The sequence below is a fragment of the Pleurocapsa sp. CCALA 161 genome (genome assembly GCF_003003995.1).
Classification (GTDB): domain Bacteria; phylum Cyanobacteriota; class Cyanobacteriia; order Cyanobacteriales; family Xenococcaceae; genus Waterburya.
In genome coordinates, this window is the sequence record NZ_PVWF01000002.1 from 55,798 (window position 1) to 72,980 (window position 17,183).

Genomic DNA, 17,183 nt, shown 5'->3' on the forward strand with positions numbered 1-17,183 from the left:
GCACAACATTGAAGATTTCCAGCAAATGCTGGGCATACTAATGACGCAAGTTAACTAAAATGATCTTCGATCTCAACTAATCTAATTAATCAAGATTAACTGTACATTAATCAAAAAATATGAAATGCGAAATAAAATATAAGCCAGCATTTTCAGCCATTTTTGTCACCCTAGAACCTGGGGAAAAAATTGTCGCTGAAGCAGGAGCAATGGCTAGTATGGATAGCCAAGTCACCATTAAAACTGAGTTGGCTGGAGATTTGTTTTCAGCTTTGGCTAAGAAGTTTTTGGGGGGGGTGAATCACTATTTGTTAATGTTTTTAGCAATGAAACTAAGCAATATGTAAATTTGGTTTTAACCCAATCTGTGGTCGGAGAGATCGCCGAAATTGAACTTCATGGTGAGGATATGTACTTTCAACCAGGAGCCTATATTGCTAGTACCCCAGGAATTAAAATTGGCGTGCGCTGGGCGGTTGGGCAAGTTTAATTGCGGGAGAAGGATTGTTTAAGTTGCGATTAAGTGGCAAGGGTCGGGTCTTTTTTGGCGCTTATGGTGGGATCACCAAAGAGGATACTCTTAAATATTCTGTAGAAAACATCGGTGGACTATCTTTCAAAAGTTTGAAAACAGGCATCTTCGGCGGAGAAGGATTTGTCTGCCGCTTCTCAGGAGAAGGACGTTTATGGATTCAATCCCACAATCTATCTCCCTTAATTAATTTCTTAAATCCGTTTCGTCCTACTAAAAGTGACTAAATAATCCAAGGTGCTAGTTAACGCAAGTTACATCGCGTTTTGAGCAAGAATACTCTTACTCAAAAGCCGACTCTGGGCGCTTGTTCTTTTCCCCTTTAACCTTTGCCCTTTAACCTAACCTTATAGATATATATAATTAGCACTCGTTAAACGAAAAGTATTATATGTCGTATCATTCTCCCCAAAGCTCTAAAAATGAACCAGAAAGTAATAGTCAGATAATCGTCATAATTAGCATTTTTTTAGCTGCTGTTATCTTAGTAATTTTATTGTTCAATCTATTAGTTAATGGCTTAATCAGCATCATTCCCCTTGAGTTAGAACAAAAATTAGGGGCAGTCATCGCACCCATATATGAAAAACAAGCTCTAGATTCTCCCCAGCAAACAACTCTCAATCAGCTTTTAGATCGATTGGAGAATAAATTACCCCCTGAGCAACAAGAGCATAATCAATATCAAGTTTTATATATACCTGAAGATACTGTAAATGCGATCGCAATTCCTGGCAACAAAGTAATTATTTATCAGGGATTATTAAAGAAAGTCGATTCGGAAAATGAATTGATGATGATTTTGGGACACGAATTGGGACATTTTGCCCATCGAGATCATCTCCGCAGTTTAGGGAATGTTGTGGTGTTACGAATGACAATTGCTTATTTTTTAGGTGATGCCAGCATTTTTAAATCAATTATCGCCACCAGCATTAAGGCAATTAGTCAAGCTCAATATTCACAAAAGCAAGAAAAGCAAGCTGATCAATTTGGCTTGATGTTGTTAGACAAAACCTATGGTCAAGTAGCAGGATCAACGGATTTTTTTCATAAACTGAGTAAAGAACAAAAAAGCAACCTGGATTTTCTTGCTTCTCATCCCGCTCCTGAGAAAAGAGTTAAGGAAATTAATAAGTTAATCAAAGAAAATAAATACCGTCTTGGCTCTGTTACCCTTTTACCTAAAACTTTGAATTATTGAAGATAATAAATCTTTTCTCCAGATTGCGGCTGATCAAAAAAAACGCCTTTCTTAGGAAAAGCGCCTTTGAACCCAATCAATTAAAGTTATAAAGAGGTAAGAAAAATCTTTAACCGTTGATAGCAGGGGCAGTCATTGCTACAGGTGTAGCTTCACCACTAGCTAAATCAAGAGGAAAGTTGTGAGCATTGCGTTCGTGCATTACCTCAAAACCAAGGTTAGCGCGATTGAGTACATCAGCCCAAGTATTGATTACATGACCTTGAGAATCCATTACGGATTGGTTAAAGTTAAAACCGTTAAGGTTGAACGCCATGGTAGAAATGCCCATCGCCGTAAACCAAATCCCAATTACAGGCCAAGCACCAAGGAAGAAGTGTAAAGAGCGTGAGTTGTTAAAAGAAGCATATTGAAAAATCAGACGACCAAAGTAGCCATGAGCAGCAACAATGTTGTAGGTTTCTTCTTCCTGACCGAATTTATAGCCATAGTTTAAGGACTCGGTTTCGGTTGTTTCACGAACTAGAGAAGATGTTACCAACGAACCGTGCATTGCCGAGAACAAAGCACCACCAAAAACACCAGCTACACCGAGCATATGGAAGGGGTGCATCAGGATATTGTGTTCAGCTTGGAATACAAGCATGAAGTTGAATGTTCCGCTGATTCCCAAAGGCATTCCATCTGAGAAAGAACCTTGTCCCAAAGGATAGATTAAGAACACGGCGGTTGCTGCGGATACAGGTGCAGAATAGGCTACGCAGATCCAAGGACGCATACCAAGGCGGAAGCTGAGTTCCCACTGACGACCCATCCAACAAAAAACACCGATCAGGAAATGGAAAATAATTAGCTGATAAGGACCCCCATTATAGAGCCACTCGTCTAAAGATGCGGCTTCCCAAATAGGATAAAAATGGAGACCGATCGCATTACTTGAAGGCACAACTGCACCAGAAATAATATTATTTCCGTAGATCAGTGAACCAGCTACAGGTTCACGAATACCGTCAATATCTACAGCGGGTGCTGCCACAAAAGCGATGATAAAGCAGATGGTAGCAGAGAGAAGACAGGGAATCATGATCACGCCAAACCAACCTACATAAATACGGTTGTTAGTGTTAGTGATCCAGCGGCAAAATTTTTCCCAAAGACTATAGTCTCTGTCTTGGCGAATAGTAGTTGTCATAGATTATATATAGCTGAATATGTTTTACATCATTTATTGACGATAGAGTAACTATCTTATTTTCTCAGTATATTTACATCTCTTCTAATTTAAACGTATAATTTAGTAAATTTTTTCTACCTTATATTAAGTAATTAAATTACCCTGAAATAGTTAGTAATATATCGACATTTTGTCGTTGATAGTTAATAAAAATAAATGAAATAAGATATTTATTTGAAGTTAAGTAACGCTTTTGTTTCATTAGCAGATAATTCGCGCGATTCTCCAGGGTTTAAGTTAGTTAAATCTAATTTAATCCCATTACCACCGATCGATACTCTCACTAACCTTAAGGTGGGAAAGCCAACCGCAGCCGTCATTCTTCTTACCTGACGATTCTTGCCCTCGGTGAGAATCATTTCTAGCCAGCACGTAGGTATAGATTGGCGATCGCGTATTGGTGGCATACGCGGTGGTAAATTTGGTTCAGGAGATAGTAAGCGTACCTTAGCTTTTCGAGTACGATAGTTTTTAATTATTACACCATTACGCAGTCGATCTAGTACCGATTCATCAGGAATCCCCTCAACCTGAACATAATAAGTACGGGGGTGGGCAAACTTAGGATTAGCTAATCGGTTTTGCAGTTGACCATTATTAGTTAGTAATAATAGTCCTTCACTGTCTCTGTCTAATCTACCTACAGGATAAATTTCAGGAATAGAAATATAATCTTTTAGAGTTGAACGAGGATGATCACTATTGTCGGTAAACTGACACAATACTCCATAAGGTTTATAAAACAAAAGATATTTCATAGCGATCGCTGATAATTAGATACTCATATCACTAACGCTTATGAAGGCAAAATTTCTCCTTGCTCTCCCAGTTGAGGATATGTTTTTCCCTGGCGATAATACATAGCTGCGATCTCAGGATATCCCCATTCAAATGCCGTTTGCTGGTAAATTTCTGGAGTTAAACGAACTTGATCGTAAAAGCCAGCCTGCAAACGTTGTCGTTGGGCTTCAAACAACACTACCGCATTAGCAACGGAGACATTAAGAGACTGCACCATACCCTGCATGGGAATAATAATATGTCCATCTACCAAATCCGCAGCTTCATCGGTAACACCCCATTTTTCTGTCCCCAAAAGAATTGCCGTGGGTAGGGTATAGTCAACTTCTCGATAGTCAATAGCGATCTCGCTTAAATGAGCAGCGTATACCCGATACTGCTGCTGTTGGAGATGTTTAATAGCAGTTTTGATTTCAGGATAGGAATGCAACTTGACCCATTTCTCGCTTCCTTGGGCAACCTGAGAATAGGTTGGTGTCTCACTATAGCGATTTACGGCATGAACGGCAAAAATACCCACTGCATCACAGGTGCGCATAATTGCCGAGAGGTTATGAGGCTTATGAACATCCTCCATTAATACCGTCAAATCTGGCTGTCTTTGAGCTAAAACTTGTTTGATACGTTCATATCTGCGAGGAATCATGTACTTTTAATAACTTTGATCATATTTTTAAAGTCTTACACTGAGCTTGGTTGTACAGTAAGCGATCGCATAATACTAAAGCTACCATAGCTTCAACCATCGGTACGGCTCTAGGTAATACACAGGGATCGTGTCTACCTTTGGCAGCTAAGACAGTTTCTTCCCCACCTTGAGTAACGGTTTTTTGTTCCTTCCCAATAGTTGCCGTGGGTTTAAAGGCCACCCGAATAACAATATTTTCCCCGTTAGAAATACCGCCTTGGATTCCGCCAGAACGATTGGACACCGTGCGAGCCTCACCATGTTCGTCAATATAAAATTCATCGTTGTGTTCACTTCCTGTCATGGTAGTGCCAGCAAAACCTGAGCCGATTTCAAACCCTTTGGTAGCAGGAAGAGACATCACTCCTTTAGCCAGATCTGCTTCTAACTTATCAAAGACAGGATCGCCTAAACCCTTGGGTACATGACGCGCCACACATTCGACTACCCCACCTAAAGAATCTTGTTCTTTTCTGGCTTGCTCGATCCGCTCAATCATTACTTCTGCGCATTCGGCATGGGGACAGCGGACAATATTGCTTTCCACTTGTTCTAGGGTAACTGTATTAGGATCGACTTCTGCCTCCAAGTCTTTGATCCGTTTAACGTACCCCACGATTTCCACCCCAGCAACTAGATGCAGAATCTTTTTGGCGATCGCTCCTGCTGCCACTCGACCAATGGTTTCCCGCGCCGAAGAACGCCCACCACCTTGATAATTACGAAAACCATACTTGGCATCATAGGTAGCATCAGCATGGGAAGGACGATATTTAACCGCCATCTCATCATAGTCTTGCGATCGCGCATCTTTGTTTCGCACTAAAATTGAAATTGGCGTACCCGTAGTTCTACCCTGAAACACTCCAGACATAATTTCACAGGTATCGCTTTCCTTTCTAGGGGTGGTGATTTTACTTTGACCTGGTTTACGGCGATCTAAATCTATCTGGATTTCCTCTGCGCTAATCTCTAGCTGTGGGGGGCAACCATCAATGACTACCCCAACGCCTCCACCGTGAGATTCACCATAAGTTGTGATGCGAAATATCTGCCCGAACGTGTTCCCCATGATGCCTATTGCGTCGTATTAAAACGACTTGTATTGTATCGCAACTTCAGCAGTCGTTGTTATTTTACAAGGTGAACTCGATCGTGATTTTGTTAGTTCTTGAGGGCATATACATGTAGTTTTTAGTTTTAGTTCTCATGATTAATTTGTGGGCAAAGAGCCAATCTTAAAACGTTGTTGCTCTCAGTTATTGTTTGTCCATCCTCCCAAAGCGCGATCGCTCTATGTTTATTTTTACTGCTTTTACTAATAGTGCGATCGCCAATTCTTTTTAATGTATCAACACAGTAAAGTATTCTTAAAAAAAATACTTAATCAAAATCTTAAATAAATATAAATAAGTAATAATACGGTTGATTTTAGTCTTAATAAACAGCTTAATGTAAACTATAATATTTGGTCAAAACGAAGTTTTCGCGCAAAAAATTTAGCTAAATATGTATCAAAAGATAGATATCTTTTGATTCTTGAAAAACCCCAGAATATTAATTGAGTTAGAAATCGAACTATGGCGATCGCCTTTAATTAGTAATCCGTTGTTTGATCAAAAAAAATTACAATTTTAGCAATTTATTCATTACAAGCAGTCTATTATGAAAATCCACAACGTAATCGGTATTGATGGCTATACATTGATAGTTTATTGTTCGCTCGATCAGCTATATCGTTTCAGCATTATTGACTGTTCGGGAATTGCTTTTAGCTTTGATAATCTTTTTTTGACTGCAGAAGAAGCAAGTATTAAAGGACGTGCTGCTATAGAAATTGCTTTTGATTTTGATAGATATCCTCAGTACTAAAACTAATCAATTGTTCAATCTTGAATGAGCGTGCGCTCATTGATAAGTAATGCTGCTACAAAATAATTAAGATATGTGAGTTTTTTGAAGTAACATTTTTTATATAATTAAAACGATTAAAAGCAAATTTTTATTCGGCAATTTTATAAGATATGGTTTTTACGGTTAAATCAGCCAAATCAATTGATTATAGTCAAATTCGCCCTGAAATAAACAAGTTGCAGTCCAACTTAGTTGAGTGGCGACGCAAGCTACACCAAAAGCCAGAGTTAGGTTTTGAAGAACAAATAACCTCCGAGTTTATTCAGCAACAGCTTCAAATCTGGAATATTCCTCATCAAGGGGGAATTGCCAAAACAGGTGTTGTGGCAGTGATTGAAAGCGATCGCCCAGGCAAAGTATTGGGCATTCGTGCGGATATGGATGCCTTGCCCATTCAAGAAGCTAACGAGGTAGCTTATAAATCTCAACATGAAGGTAAAATGCACGCCTGCGGTCATGATGGTCATACAGCGATCGCTTTAGGAACAGCTTATTATCTCCAGCAGCATCGCGATCGCTGGCAAGGAACGGTGAAAATTATCTTTCAACCTGCGGAAGAAGGACCTGGAGGCGCAAAACCGATGATTGAGGCGGGAGTGTTACGCAACCCAGACGTTGATGCAATTATTGGTCTACATCTTTGGAATAATTTGCCTTTAGGGACAGTAGGAGTTCGTCCTGGGGCATTAATGGCTGCGGTGGAATGTTTTCGCGCTTCTATTTTGGGACAAGGTGGTCATGGGGCGATGCCAGATCAAACCGTAGACTCGATTGTAGTTGCCAGTCAGATTGTTAATGCGCTGCAAACTATTGTGTCTCGTAACGTTAAACCATTGGATGCTGCGGTGGTCACAGTGGGGGAATTTCAGGCAGGGACAGCTTTAAATGTGATTGCGGATACAGCCAAGATCGGCGGGACAATTCGCTATTTTAATCCTGAACTAGAAAGCTTGATTAGAGAGCGCCTAGAGGCTATTATTGCTGGAGTTTGTCAGATGCATGGTGCAGCATATCAACTCGATCACTGGCAACTATATCCTCCCACAATTAACGATCGCGCGATCGCTGAATTAGTTTCTTCTGTAGCTATGGAAGTAGTCGAAACTCCCGTAGGAGTAGTTCCAGAGTGCCAGACTATGGGGGGAGAAGATATGTCTTTCTTTTTGAATGAAGTACCAGGATGTTATTTCTTTCTAGGTTCGGCTAATCCTGAGAAGAAGCTAGCTTATCCCCATCATCACCCTCGCTTCGATTTTGATGAAACTGCCTTGGGGATGGGAGTAGAAATGTTTGTCCGCTGTGTGGAAAAGTTTCTGGTCTGATTTATGATACTAATGGTTTTTAGCTATAAACTATAAGCTTTTAAAACATTTTACCCTTGTCCTAAAGGACAAAGGCTTGAGCTGCATGTAGCTTCGAGACCGTAGGGAATCCTTTAGGGCAAATGGTATACCTTAAATCAGCAACGCCTTAATTTCTAGTCAGCCATTTTTGAGCATTTAGGCGCTGAATCGTATACATTACCAACAGCTCTAAATTAACTCTCTTTTCGTCAATCATAAAAGATTCAATCGTACTAGGAGCATGACCATAAGTAGAACTAGAAAATGCTTTTTGTCCTGAAATGTCTTCATCAGGAAAGTAAATATTAAATTGGCGATCGCCGTTTTGCCACTTACCCACTACCTGCCAACAGGGTTGGTTAGAACTTGCTCCTTTGATGGGAACTTCTTGCTGAACAAAAGTTAAATTTACATGATCAATTCCTGCTTTTGCCATTGCTTCTTTGAGACTAGGCAGATAATGCTCTTGAATAAATTCGTGGAAAGGCTTGTCTTCAAGCTTAGGCGGTTTTTCTTTTTTTGCTTTGGCAGCAGGTTTAGCATCTGCTTTCACTTCTGTCGTCGGTTTTACTTCTTGCTTGTTTGTTTCCTCTGCCATGTTTCACCAAATTTACAGCTTAAGCTACAGTATCCATTAGATGTAAATTATTCTATCACGGCTGTTTATAACCAAATTGATTTAACCAGAATCCAAGGTGACTTAACTAGCTTTTAAAAATAACGTGGCGATCGCTTCTCGAAAAAAGAAATATGCATCCCAAATAATCAAGCTATACAGCGCAGTTAGAGCGATCGTCATTCCTAGCTTTTTTATTGTTAATATGCCTGCACTGGCATAAGCCAACCAGTAAATCATAAAAGGAGTGGTTAAATAGCAGAAAAAACCATAACCCAAAGATTTAAGAATTACTTGAACTATTGTATAGTCGATGCTGTTGGCTATTATTAGGACAATGCCAAGAGATAAAATACCAGCGACAAACTGCAGAATATTGTTTTTTAGCAGTATAAATAAAATACTTGGATTACTTGGCGAGTTTTTCATGAGTAAATAGCTCTCTATCCCTAGCTTTTAACCAAAAAAGATACTTGTATTATTTGTAGTTACTCAGTAATTATATCTAAGTATTTCTCGGTATTTTTTGAAGAGTTGAACAAGTTGATTAAGCGGATGTATAGTTGTGATGAGGATCTATCTAAGTAGATTTAATTAGATAATTAGACACAAAAAAAACCGAACTTAGAAAGGATTTCCAGTTCAGCTTGATTAATTAATTGAAAAAATATCTAATCTTTGTTTGTCTCGAAGCTGATTAGACTTGGCTCGTATTTTGTAGACTTTGAATACAGACCGCACAAGAACAGCCAAAATGATTCATTGAGGTATCTGTGTTGCTGGCTTGCAGAACAGGACTAACAACATTTAAGCTAACAACAGACGATCGCCAGTGATGATCGATGGTTAGAGGAGTAGTGGCGGTCGCTGGATTAATTACCAACAATAAAGCTACGAAGCTAGCAGATGCAGCCAGTAAACGTAAAATGTTTTTAAGCATAAAAATTTAATTGAGGAAATACGTAAAGTTATTTATAGGTTAATGCCAATAATTATAGCGGTTGCGCTCAAAATTTCGTAGTTCAATTTAGACGAATATTATAGTTATATGATGCACGGCTTTATTCCTCCTCAACGCTATTTTCCCTATCTTACCTGGTCAGAAATTGAGCAGATGCCTGACAAGGAGAATGTAGTAATTATCCAGCCTCTTGGGGCGATCGAACAACATGGACCTCATTTACCCATTGCCGTAGATTCCGCGATCAGTTTGGGAGTATTGGGGAAAGCTTTATTAGAATTAAACGATCATATTCCTGCCTATGCCTTGCCCTGTCTTTATTATGGGAAATCAAATGAACACAGTGGTTTTCCTGGCACAATTACTCTTAGCACCCAGACTCTTTTAGCCGTAATTAGCGAGATGGCTCTGAGTATCTATCGTTCAGGCTTTCGCAAGCTCGTACTGATGAATTCCCATGGAGGACAGCCTCAAATTATGGAGATCGCTGCTCGGGATCTCCATCAAGAACATCCAGACTTGGCGGTGTTTCCTTTGTTTACCTGGCGTGTTCCTCATGTTGTTGGGGAGATGTTAACACCACAAGAACAAGAATACGGCATTCATGCAGGAGATGCTGAAACCAGTATTATGCTGTCACTATTGCCACAGCAGGTTCAAATGGACAAGGCAGTCAAAGAATACCCCCAAGGCTTACCAGAAAACAGCTTACTCGACATGGAAGGCAAACTGCCATTTGCTTGGGTAACCAAAGAATTGAGTAAGAGCGGAGTCATGGGAGATGCTACCGTTGCGACTAAAGAAAAAGGCGATCGCATTTTAGAATCTTTAGCTAAGGGTTGGGTTCAAGTAATTGAAAATGTCTATCAATTTCAACAACCCAATGTTAATTGATAATCCTTTAGGAATGATTATCAATAGTTGTTTATTGCTCATTGCTCATTGCTAGTTGCTCACTATCCGCATCGCAATGTTGTTGAATCACGGCATAACATTCCTCGACGGAGGCTCTAGCTGTCATTGCTGCTACTAAAGCTTCATAAGATTGCTGGTGTCGAGTCAAAAGATTAGTCGCTTGTAGTTGCGCCCAACGTTCTTTTTGAGGATATCCTATCTCTGGTAAACCCGCCATCATTAAAGCCTGCTGGAGCTGCTGTCTGTCTTCTGCACCTCCTTGGGAGTCGCCATAAACCATTTTTTCCGCAGCAATTCCTGCCATCCAAACAGTACAGAAGCGTTCTAAACTGAGACGCATTTTTTCTAGTTCAAAAGGTTGAGCAGTTAGAGATTTGGTATCAAACCCCACTCCACCTCTACCTAACTTGCCTTGTTTGAGAACTTCCCAAGCAGTTAAGGTGTAACCAGTGATGGGAATGCCCAAAAAATAAGCGGTCAAGAAATGCCCTGCTTCGTGATTGATGATGCGTTGACGTTGTTCGGCAGAAGCAAATAAGTCTAACAGCAAAGAAACGCCTCGACTATTCCAGCTTAAAGTATCTGCGGTCGCTAAACTGAGGATACCGAAGGTAAGAGCAGCAGGAACTACAGGAGAAATATGAAAAATCGGCCCGAGTAAAGAAATCATAGTCATCAAAAAGATTCCTATGGCAATTAGATTTAGAGCAGTTTGGGGCATTATTAATATATTTATTTAAAATTTTATTTCAAATCTTATACATATATTAAGTATATTGATTTTAGCTAACAAACTGCATTTAATTAGTTTTGCCCAGGTTCTTTAGTCGGGAGTTGATTCTGAGTTCCTGTTTCTGGCTGAGTTTTAGTAGTTTGATCTAGAGGAGCCGATTTAGTTGGGGTGGTTTTGGGAACAGGAATCATAAACAATGCACCCGCAGCAAAAGCTAAACTCGATATACCAATGGCAATGGGAGTTAACCTTTCGCTTAAGGGTTGTTCTGGTTTACGATAGCGTTTGCTAACTGGCTTTAGTTCTAGGGTCATATTCGGCAAAACAGAACGATCCGCATAAAATTGATCGATCGCATCAACTAAATCGAAAAGTTCTACAGTGGTAATGTCAATTTCGGTTTTGGCTTCCCCCTGATCGGGTTGAGGTTGTAGGGTCAGACGATGTAGATGTTGGTCTGGTACTTTGCTAATAGATACTTGAGGATATTCAGCAGTAGTTTTATCAGTGTCGGCTGAAAATAACCCGCTTAAAAATCCTTGAGCATAATTACTGACGGCGTAAGCAAGATTAGTTAAAAAAACGCTCCCACCACTCAACTTTTGATTCGACTTGAGTAAATGACATTCAGCATTGATGAGAATAGACATTGGCAGTTGTCCGCTCAAAATGTCAGCACTTTCTGCATGAACATCTTCAATACCTTCTAAAATCAGATTGCAGCTAGGCAAACTATACTGTCTTTTGGTACTCATAATTAAGCTACTTCTCCATCAAACAAACTATACCAAACACGCTGCATACCCCTCGTCCCAGTACAAAACAAAAGCTTGTCCAACAAGGATAAAGCCAATTCGTTGAGCTGTTCTTCAGAGGCAATATAGGCCGATACTTTAGCACGACGAGAGTTCATCCGACTACGAAAATGAGCGCGAAATCTTTCTAAATATTCAGAGAGACGAAAATGATTATCTAAGGGAAGATTTTTTTCGCGCATTTGTTGTTCTGCCAACAATAGCTGTCGAATTACGACCATTAAATCTTTAGCTCTAAAGCCAGCAATAATTACCAGCGCCTTTGCCTGATCTAAGCTCAAATAATCTCTAGTGTAGGAACGCCGCCAAGGATTACTACAGCGCAAACGCCAAAGATTAACCCGATGTTTGACAACTCCATCAATGCCCAATTGTCTGGCTGTCGCCAGCATGTGTTCTGATGCCCCTAATTCCAAAGCTTCTAATGCGAGTAACAGCAGATCTATTTGCTGTTGAGTGCGAGGAGAACAAACCTTAGTAGGAAGAGATATGTCTGGTAAAGTAGTTAAAATTGAGGCTGGGCTGTCTTCTAAAGATTGATGTTCCGATTCTAAACTTGCAGATTGGCTCATTATAAAATTAAGTCCAAATTTAAATTGCCGATGATTGTTCTTTGTCGAGGATAACAAATAATTCTCTGGTGTTATGATGCCATAGCTATTCGACTCAAAAACCAGTCTAGCCTGATTTTTTGCAGTTTATCGATCAAAAAAAGTATGCAACTTCACTCTTTAATCCGCGATATTCCCGACTTCCCCGAATCAGGAATTTTGTTTCGGGATATAACTACTCTTTTAAACGATGCCCAAGGTTTACGCCATACTATTGATCGCCTGTGTGAAGAATGCCAAATAGCTAATTTAACACCTGATTATATTGTTGGCATGGAATCAAGAGGATTTATTTTTGCCACTCCCCTGGCATATCAACTCAACGCGGGGTTTATCCCTGTACGTAAGCCAGGAAAACTTCCTGCCCCTGTTTACTCAGCTACCTATGAGCTGGAATATGGCACAGATCGACTAGAAATTCATCAAGACGCGATCGCTCCTGGAGCAAAAGTGCTAATTGTTGACGACTTATTAGCCACAGGAGGAACGGCTAAAGCTACGGCACAGTTGCTGTCACAACTGCAAGCTGAAGTGGTTGGATTTGCCTTTGTGATTGAGCTATTGGCGCTTAAGGGAAGAGATAAATTACCGACTGTGCCGTTGATTAGTTTAGTTAAATACTGATTTACCTCAAGCTGTAACTTGTTTGGTTGTATATTATTTCAAGCAAATAAGTTACAAAATTTTGACAGTTTAATCTTAATCTAGAAGCAGTGATCATAAAACTTGGCAAAGAGTATAAAATTGTCTATGTTTTAAGGCCATAGATTTTATTATCTGGCAGCGGAATCAGGTTAATCGAGACAAATCATTGTTCAAAAACAAGTAGAATTTGCTGCCCAAACCGTCGCCTATTTTAAGATCTTCAGTCAAAAATTATGTTAATTATTAAATTGAAGGAGTGAGGAGTGGGTCAGAAAAATAAATTCATCAAAGTAGTTGGGGTTAGCACAGCGATCGCGCTAAGTAATATTATCACCACTGTTGCTCAAGCACCTAATGTTACTGCTCAACAGATTGCTCAAGAAAGTGATCTGCCAGATACAGATCGAGAAATTGAATCTGGTCAACAGCCTGTCTCAGATGTTAAAAAGCTTAATCCTAGCGGTAATCCCCTGTCATTTCCAACTACACCAGAAGAAGTTCAAGTAGATGCTCAAAAACCGATTACCTTAGAGCAAGCACTACAACTATCCTTGAAAAACAATAAAGAAATTGAAGAAGCGAGAATACAGGTAGAACGAGCTGAGGCCGAATTAAAACAGCAAAAAGCAGCTCTGTATCCTAATTTAGATTTGACGAGCGGATTAAGTTATGGAAACGATCTGTTTCTCGATAGTGTTACTGAGCAGAGGATCGATCAAGATGTAGAAGATACCTTAGATCAAGCCCGCGCTCAGGATCCTAATCTTACAGATGCAGAACTTGGGCAGATAGAAGACAATGTCAGACAGAGCGCAGAAGATCAATTTACTGATACTAGCTCCGCTAGCTTTGATTTCCAGGGTGGTTTGGGCATCAACTATGATATCTATAATGGTGGTCGAAGAGGAGCGTCGATCCGTGCTGCGGAAAAGCAATTACGCAGCACAGAGCTGGATTTAGAGAGAATTGTCGAAGAGGCTCGTTTTGAAACTGCCAGAGATTATTTCAATCTACAGAATGGAGATGCTCAAGTCGAGATCCAACAAGCAGCTGTGCAAGACGCGACTCAAACCTTAAAAGATGCTCAACTTCTACAAAAAGCAGGACTAGGCACTAAATTTGAAGTATTGCAGGCACAGGTAGAATTAGCTCAGGCAGAACAACAGTTAACAACGGCGATCGCTAATCAAAATATTGCTCGTAGACAGTTGGCAGAAACATTGAGCGTATCCCACAGTACCGATCTTGCTACTGCTGATCAAATCGCGGAAGCAGGAATTTGGAATTTAAAACTACCTGAAACTATTGTCCAGGCTTTTAAAAACCGTGCTGAACTAGAACAATCCTTGTTACAAAGAGAAATTAGCCAGGAACAGCGCACTATAGCTCTATCCCAAACTAGACCAAACCTCAGTGCTAGTGCTAACTATAGCCTTAATGATGATTTTGAAGATGATTTTGATATTACCGATCAATATCAGCTAGGCTTAAATTTACAGTGGCGACTATTTGACGGTGGCGCGGCTAGTGCAGGAGCAGAACAGGCGGACAGAGATCGTGAAATTGCCGAAACACAGTTTGCTAACCTGCGCAATCAAATTCGTTTTGCCGTAGAACAAGCCTTTTATCAATTGAGGTCTAATCAAAATAACATTATTACTACTACCAAGGAAGTGGAGTTAGCAACAGAAAGTCTGCGTTTGGCTAGACTACGTTTTCAGTCAGGAGTTGGAACTCAAACTGACGTAATTGATGCTCAGACTGCGTTAACTAGAGCTCGGGGAGACAGACTTAGCTCGATTATTGATTACAACCAGTCCTATGCTGATTTAATCAGACAAGTTTCGAATACTCCTGATAATGGCTTACAGGATTTACCATAAAGTCTTGTAAGCTCTAAGCTCTAAGCTTGTAGTTCATAATAAAATGTGGTTGAGTAAATTAAAAAATACGAATAATTGGACATGGCGCTGTTTTTGTGTCAGTGTCCTTTTTTTGCCGCTTTTTCCTGCTTTAGGAGCATTAGGATTAGTAATTGTTTTGGGCATAATTTGGCGAGATAACTATGAGCAAATTGTCCACAATGATCTTAATCGAGCCTTCGGTATCTTAGCTGGTCTATTAATTATTAGTTCGGCATTAGCAAAATATCCTCAGTCAGCATGGTTAGGGTTAGCTAATTTCCTGCCTTATTTTGCCTTATTTATGGCGCTTAGATGTTTGATTACCGAACCTAGACAGCTTCGCTACTTATCTTGGCTTTTAATACTTCCTTCTTTACCGATAGTGCTGCTTGGTTACGGACAACTTTTCTTGGCTTGGGATACAAACCCTTTAATAGAAAGTATTTTTGGTTGGCAGTTAATTCCCTTGGGAGTGCCTACTGGCAGAATGTCATCGGTGTTTATTTACACTAACTTTCTGGCAATTTATCTGGCGATCGCCTTTACTCTAACATTAGGACTATGGTGGTCAACTTGGCGAGAAAAAACAACTAAATTAAAAGCTGCTACTCTATTCTCTTTGTTGCTACTGACGCTAATTTTATTTGCCGATATTAGTGGTTTAGTTCTGACTAGCTCTCGCAATGCTTGGGGATTGGCTGTATTTAGCTTTATGGCTTATGCTCTCTACTTAGGGTGGAGATGGTTAGTATGGGGCGTTACTAGTGCTGCTACGGCTATTCTCTGGGCTTCTTTTGCCCCGAATCTTGGCGGGACACAATTACGTCGAGTAGTACCTGCTTTTATTTGGCTCAGGCTATCAGACCAGGCATATGAGCGTCCTGTAGAAACTTTGCGCCTTACTCAGTGGCAGTTTTGCTGGGATTTAATTACAGAGCGTCCTATTTTTGGTTGGGGACTCCGCAACTTTACACCCCTTTATGAAGCCCAAATGAATCTCTGGCTAGGGCATCCCCACAACTTATTTTTGATGTTTGGTGCAGAAACAGGAATTATCTCTTTACTGTTGTTTTTAGCAATTATTGCCACAATTATGTTTCCAGTTGTTAAGCTATGCTCAACCTGGTCTAGTCAAAAATCTGACCTGATTGTATTTAGCTATTTAGTGGCTTTTATAGCCTATATTTTTTTTAACCTCACAGATGTTACCGTTTTTGACCTGCGCGTAAATACTATTGCTTGGATCTTATTAGCAGCGATGAGTGGCGTAACTAATGCCAAATTAAGCAAACCTAAAATCAAATAGTCGAGAATCAAAGGTAATATTTTTTTATGGTCATACTAGTAGAGCTATCAAAATTATCAACAGTCTAGTACTAAATTTGACTCTAATGGAAATTCTAATTATTGAGGACGAACAGGAAATCGCTCAATTAATTGAACAAACCTTAACCAAAGAAAGTTTTTCCTGTCGTGTTGCTAACGATGGATTGACGGCATTAGCTATTTTGAAGCAGCAACAACCTGATGTCGTTATTCTCGATTTGATGTTGCCTGGTTTAGATGGATTAGAAGTCTGTACCCGTATTCGCCAGCAGCCTTACGATAAAGATCCCTACATCATGATGCTGACTGCTAGGGGGGAAGAAATTGACCGAGTTATCGGACTTTCTACAGGTGCAGATGACTATTTAGTCAAACCCTTTAGTCCCAGAGAACTAGTTGCTAGAGTCCGCGCCTTGCTGCGTCGCAGTCTGCGCCACGAAGTATCTGAAGACAATCAAACTTATCGCACCAAACATTTTACTGTCGATTTAGATCAGCACCTAGCAACTAGACAGTTAGATTCTCAAACCTCGGAAGAATTAGATCTGACTACCTTAGAATTTAATCTTCTCTCTACTTTTCTTAGCTATCCTGGACGAGTTTGGAGTCGTACCCAGCTAATTGATCGACTTTGGGGTAATGATTTTTTTGGGGATGAACGAGTCGTGGATACTCATATTAGAAGACTGCGTAAGAAGATTGAGCCAGATTCAGCAAATCCCACCTTTGTCAAAACTGTGGTTGGTGTTGGTTATAAGTTTGAAGATGACCACGTTTAACAACTTTAACGTCAGACAATTTGTGCAAAGTTTGTAAAGTTTTCACCGCTTCTGCAATATCTCCTCGAAAATCATTAGATTTGTTTATGATTTCTTACCAAATAGTCTGATTTTTAGCGAAAAATGAACGATTTAGCTATGGTAAGAATAGGTCTGAGGGTC

The 17,183-nt window shown here is 39.9% G+C and carries 21 protein-coding genes; 11 read left to right on the forward strand and 10 right to left on the reverse strand.

Annotation, left to right across the window (positions count from 1 at the left end; all coding sequences use genetic code 11):
• Positions 1-119 precede the first annotated feature (119 nt).
• The 4 genes from C7B62_RS26750 to C7B62_RS00905 all read left to right on the forward strand — a co-directional run bounded on the left by C7B62_RS26750 (position 120) and on the right by C7B62_RS00905 (position 1,736).
• Positions 120-347 (forward strand): AIM24 family protein, encoded by a 228-nt coding sequence (locus C7B62_RS26750; RefSeq protein WP_199194011.1) that lies wholly within the window; start codon positions 120-122, stop codon positions 345-347.
• Between the two features lie 2 nt (positions 348-349).
• Positions 350-490 (forward strand): hypothetical protein, encoded by a 141-nt coding sequence (locus C7B62_RS26755; RefSeq protein WP_255413969.1) that lies wholly within the window; start codon positions 350-352, stop codon positions 488-490.
• A 14-nt stretch (positions 491-504) separates the two neighbouring features.
• Positions 505-759, forward strand: a complete 255-nt coding sequence (locus tag C7B62_RS25990) for an AIM24 family protein (protein ID WP_199194012.1) — start codon at positions 505-507, stop codon at positions 757-759.
• A gap of 164 nt (positions 760-923) precedes the next feature.
• Positions 924-1,736, forward strand: coding sequence for a M48 family metallopeptidase (locus C7B62_RS00905; RefSeq protein WP_106232719.1), 813 nt, complete (start codon positions 924-926; stop codon positions 1,734-1,736).
• Positions 1,737-1,845: 109 nt separating this feature from the next.
• Here the strand turns inward: C7B62_RS00905 and psbA are convergent, their stop codons facing one another.
• The 4 genes from psbA to aroC form a co-directional block, all read right to left on the reverse strand.
• The gene (psbA, locus tag C7B62_RS00910) at positions 1,846-2,928 is read right to left on the reverse strand and encodes a photosystem II q(b) protein (RefSeq protein ID WP_106232720.1); all 1,083 of its coding nucleotides are present in this window, start codon (positions 2,926-2,928) and stop codon (positions 1,846-1,848) included.
• Positions 2,929-3,140: 212 nt separating this feature from the next.
• Positions 3,141-3,728, reverse strand: a complete 588-nt coding sequence (locus tag C7B62_RS00915; RefSeq protein WP_199194013.1) for a pseudouridine synthase — start codon at positions 3,726-3,728, stop codon at positions 3,141-3,143.
• 38 nt (positions 3,729-3,766) lie between these two features.
• Entirely contained in the window at positions 3,767-4,417 is a 651-nt protein-coding gene (gene trmH, locus C7B62_RS00920; protein WP_106232722.1) for a tRNA (guanosine(18)-2'-O)-methyltransferase TrmH, read from the reverse strand.
• Between the two features lie 19 nt (positions 4,418-4,436).
• On the reverse strand, positions 4,437-5,531 hold the full coding sequence (gene aroC / locus C7B62_RS00925) for a chorismate synthase (RefSeq protein ID WP_106232723.1): 1,095 nt from the start codon (positions 5,529-5,531) through the stop codon (positions 4,437-4,439).
• 593 nt (positions 5,532-6,124) lie between these two features.
• On the opposite strand from aroC, the gene C7B62_RS00930 reads away from it, so the two are divergent.
• A complete protein-coding gene (locus C7B62_RS00930; RefSeq protein ID WP_106232724.1) occupies positions 6,125-6,331 on the forward strand; it encodes a hypothetical protein in 207 nt (68 codons plus the stop codon).
• 152 nt (positions 6,332-6,483) lie between these two features.
• Complete coding sequence (locus tag C7B62_RS00935) at positions 6,484-7,695, forward strand: M20 family metallopeptidase (protein WP_106232725.1); 1,212 nt, start codon at positions 6,484-6,486, stop codon at positions 7,693-7,695.
• A gap of 148 nt (positions 7,696-7,843) precedes the next feature.
• On the opposite strand, the gene C7B62_RS00940 is transcribed toward C7B62_RS00935, so the two are convergent.
• From C7B62_RS00940 to C7B62_RS00950, 3 genes are all read right to left on the reverse strand, one after another.
• A complete protein-coding gene (locus C7B62_RS00940) occupies positions 7,844-8,314 on the reverse strand; it encodes a DUF2996 domain-containing protein (RefSeq protein WP_106232726.1) in 471 nt (156 codons plus the stop codon).
• A gap of 102 nt (positions 8,315-8,416) precedes the next feature.
• Positions 8,417-8,761: a hypothetical protein gene (locus C7B62_RS00945; RefSeq protein ID WP_106232727.1), complete on the reverse strand. Its 345-nt coding sequence runs from the start codon at positions 8,759-8,761 to the stop codon at positions 8,417-8,419.
• A gap of 268 nt (positions 8,762-9,029) precedes the next feature.
• Positions 9,030-9,272, reverse strand: a complete 243-nt coding sequence (locus tag C7B62_RS00950) for a hypothetical protein (protein WP_106232728.1) — start codon at positions 9,270-9,272, stop codon at positions 9,030-9,032.
• 108 nt (positions 9,273-9,380) lie between these two features.
• Here C7B62_RS00950 and C7B62_RS00955 point away from each other — a divergent pair, with 108 nt between their 5' ends.
• Entirely contained in the window at positions 9,381-10,187 is an 807-nt protein-coding gene (locus C7B62_RS00955) for a creatininase family protein (protein WP_106232729.1), read from the forward strand.
• Between the two features lie 31 nt (positions 10,188-10,218).
• Here C7B62_RS00955 and C7B62_RS00960 read toward each other — a convergent pair whose 3' ends face one another.
• The 3 genes from C7B62_RS00960 to C7B62_RS00970 form a co-directional block, all read right to left on the reverse strand.
• Complete coding sequence (locus C7B62_RS00960; protein ID WP_106232730.1) at positions 10,219-10,929, reverse strand: ATP-dependent Zn protease; 711 nt, start codon at positions 10,927-10,929, stop codon at positions 10,219-10,221.
• An 83-nt stretch (positions 10,930-11,012) separates the two neighbouring features.
• Positions 11,013-11,696, reverse strand: a complete 684-nt coding sequence (locus C7B62_RS00965) for a DUF4335 domain-containing protein (protein WP_106232731.1) — start codon at positions 11,694-11,696, stop codon at positions 11,013-11,015.
• Between the two features lie 2 nt (positions 11,697-11,698).
• Positions 11,699-12,328, reverse strand: a complete 630-nt coding sequence (locus tag C7B62_RS00970; RefSeq protein ID WP_106232732.1) for a DUF3038 domain-containing protein — start codon at positions 12,326-12,328, stop codon at positions 11,699-11,701.
• A 144-nt stretch (positions 12,329-12,472) separates the two neighbouring features.
• Here C7B62_RS00970 and C7B62_RS00975 point away from each other — a divergent pair, with 144 nt between their 5' ends.
• The 4 genes from C7B62_RS00975 to C7B62_RS00990 all read left to right on the forward strand — a co-directional run bounded on the left by C7B62_RS00975 (position 12,473) and on the right by C7B62_RS00990 (position 17,021).
• A complete protein-coding gene (locus C7B62_RS00975; protein WP_106232733.1) occupies positions 12,473-12,991 on the forward strand; it encodes an adenine phosphoribosyltransferase in 519 nt (172 codons plus the stop codon).
• Positions 12,992-13,275: 284 nt separating this feature from the next.
• On the forward strand, positions 13,276-14,895 hold the full coding sequence (locus C7B62_RS00980) for a TolC family protein (protein ID WP_106232734.1): 1,620 nt from the start codon (positions 13,276-13,278) through the stop codon (positions 14,893-14,895).
• A 112-nt stretch (positions 14,896-15,007) separates the two neighbouring features.
• Positions 15,008-16,222 (forward strand): O-antigen ligase, encoded by a 1,215-nt coding sequence (locus C7B62_RS00985; protein WP_233219747.1) that lies wholly within the window; start codon positions 15,008-15,010, stop codon positions 16,220-16,222.
• An 85-nt stretch (positions 16,223-16,307) separates the two neighbouring features.
• Positions 16,308-17,021 carry a response regulator gene (locus tag C7B62_RS00990; protein ID WP_106232736.1) on the forward strand — a complete coding sequence of 238 codons (714 nt, stop codon included), beginning with the start codon at positions 16,308-16,310 and terminating at the stop codon, positions 17,019-17,021.
• The last annotated feature ends 162 nt before the right edge of the window (positions 17,022-17,183 follow it).

What these genes read in the sequence shown, in the direction of transcription:
- C7B62_RS26750 (WP_199194011.1), top strand. Translation starts at nt 120, where the DNA reads ATGAAATGCGAAATAAAATATAAGCCAGCATTTTCAGCCATTTTTGTC.
- C7B62_RS00905 (WP_106232719.1), top strand. Translation starts at nt 924, where the DNA reads ATGTCGTATCATTCTCCCCAAAGCTCTAAAAATGAACCAGAAAGTAAT.
- psbA (WP_106232720.1), bottom strand. Translation starts at nt 2,928, where the DNA reads ATGACAACTACTATTCGCCAAGACAGAGACTATAGTCTTTGGGAAAAA.
- C7B62_RS00915 (WP_199194013.1), bottom strand. Translation starts at nt 3,728, where the DNA reads ATGAAATATCTTTTGTTTTATAAACCTTATGGAGTATTGTGTCAGTTT.
- trmH (WP_106232722.1), bottom strand. Translation starts at nt 4,417, where the DNA reads ATGATTCCTCGCAGATATGAACGTATCAAACAAGTTTTAGCTCAAAGA.
- aroC (WP_106232723.1), bottom strand. Translation starts at nt 5,531, where the DNA reads ATGGGGAACACGTTCGGGCAGATATTTCGCATCACAACTTATGGTGAA.
- C7B62_RS00930 (WP_106232724.1), top strand. Translation starts at nt 6,125, where the DNA reads ATGAAAATCCACAACGTAATCGGTATTGATGGCTATACATTGATAGTT.
- C7B62_RS00935 (WP_106232725.1), top strand. Translation starts at nt 6,484, where the DNA reads ATGGTTTTTACGGTTAAATCAGCCAAATCAATTGATTATAGTCAAATT.
- C7B62_RS00940 (WP_106232726.1), bottom strand. Translation starts at nt 8,314, where the DNA reads ATGGCAGAGGAAACAAACAAGCAAGAAGTAAAACCGACGACAGAAGTG.
- C7B62_RS00945 (WP_106232727.1), bottom strand. Translation starts at nt 8,761, where the DNA reads ATGAAAAACTCGCCAAGTAATCCAAGTATTTTATTTATACTGCTAAAA.
- C7B62_RS00950 (WP_106232728.1), bottom strand. Translation starts at nt 9,272, where the DNA reads ATGCTTAAAAACATTTTACGTTTACTGGCTGCATCTGCTAGCTTCGTA.
- C7B62_RS00955 (WP_106232729.1), top strand. Translation starts at nt 9,381, where the DNA reads ATGATGCACGGCTTTATTCCTCCTCAACGCTATTTTCCCTATCTTACC.
- C7B62_RS00960 (WP_106232730.1), bottom strand. Translation starts at nt 10,929, where the DNA reads ATGCCCCAAACTGCTCTAAATCTAATTGCCATAGGAATCTTTTTGATG.
- C7B62_RS00965 (WP_106232731.1), bottom strand. Translation starts at nt 11,696, where the DNA reads ATGAGTACCAAAAGACAGTATAGTTTGCCTAGCTGCAATCTGATTTTA.
- C7B62_RS00970 (WP_106232732.1), bottom strand. Translation starts at nt 12,328, where the DNA reads ATGAGCCAATCTGCAAGTTTAGAATCGGAACATCAATCTTTAGAAGAC.
- C7B62_RS00975 (WP_106232733.1), top strand. Translation starts at nt 12,473, where the DNA reads ATGCAACTTCACTCTTTAATCCGCGATATTCCCGACTTCCCCGAATCA.
- C7B62_RS00990 (WP_106232736.1), top strand. Translation starts at nt 16,308, where the DNA reads ATGGAAATTCTAATTATTGAGGACGAACAGGAAATCGCTCAATTAATT.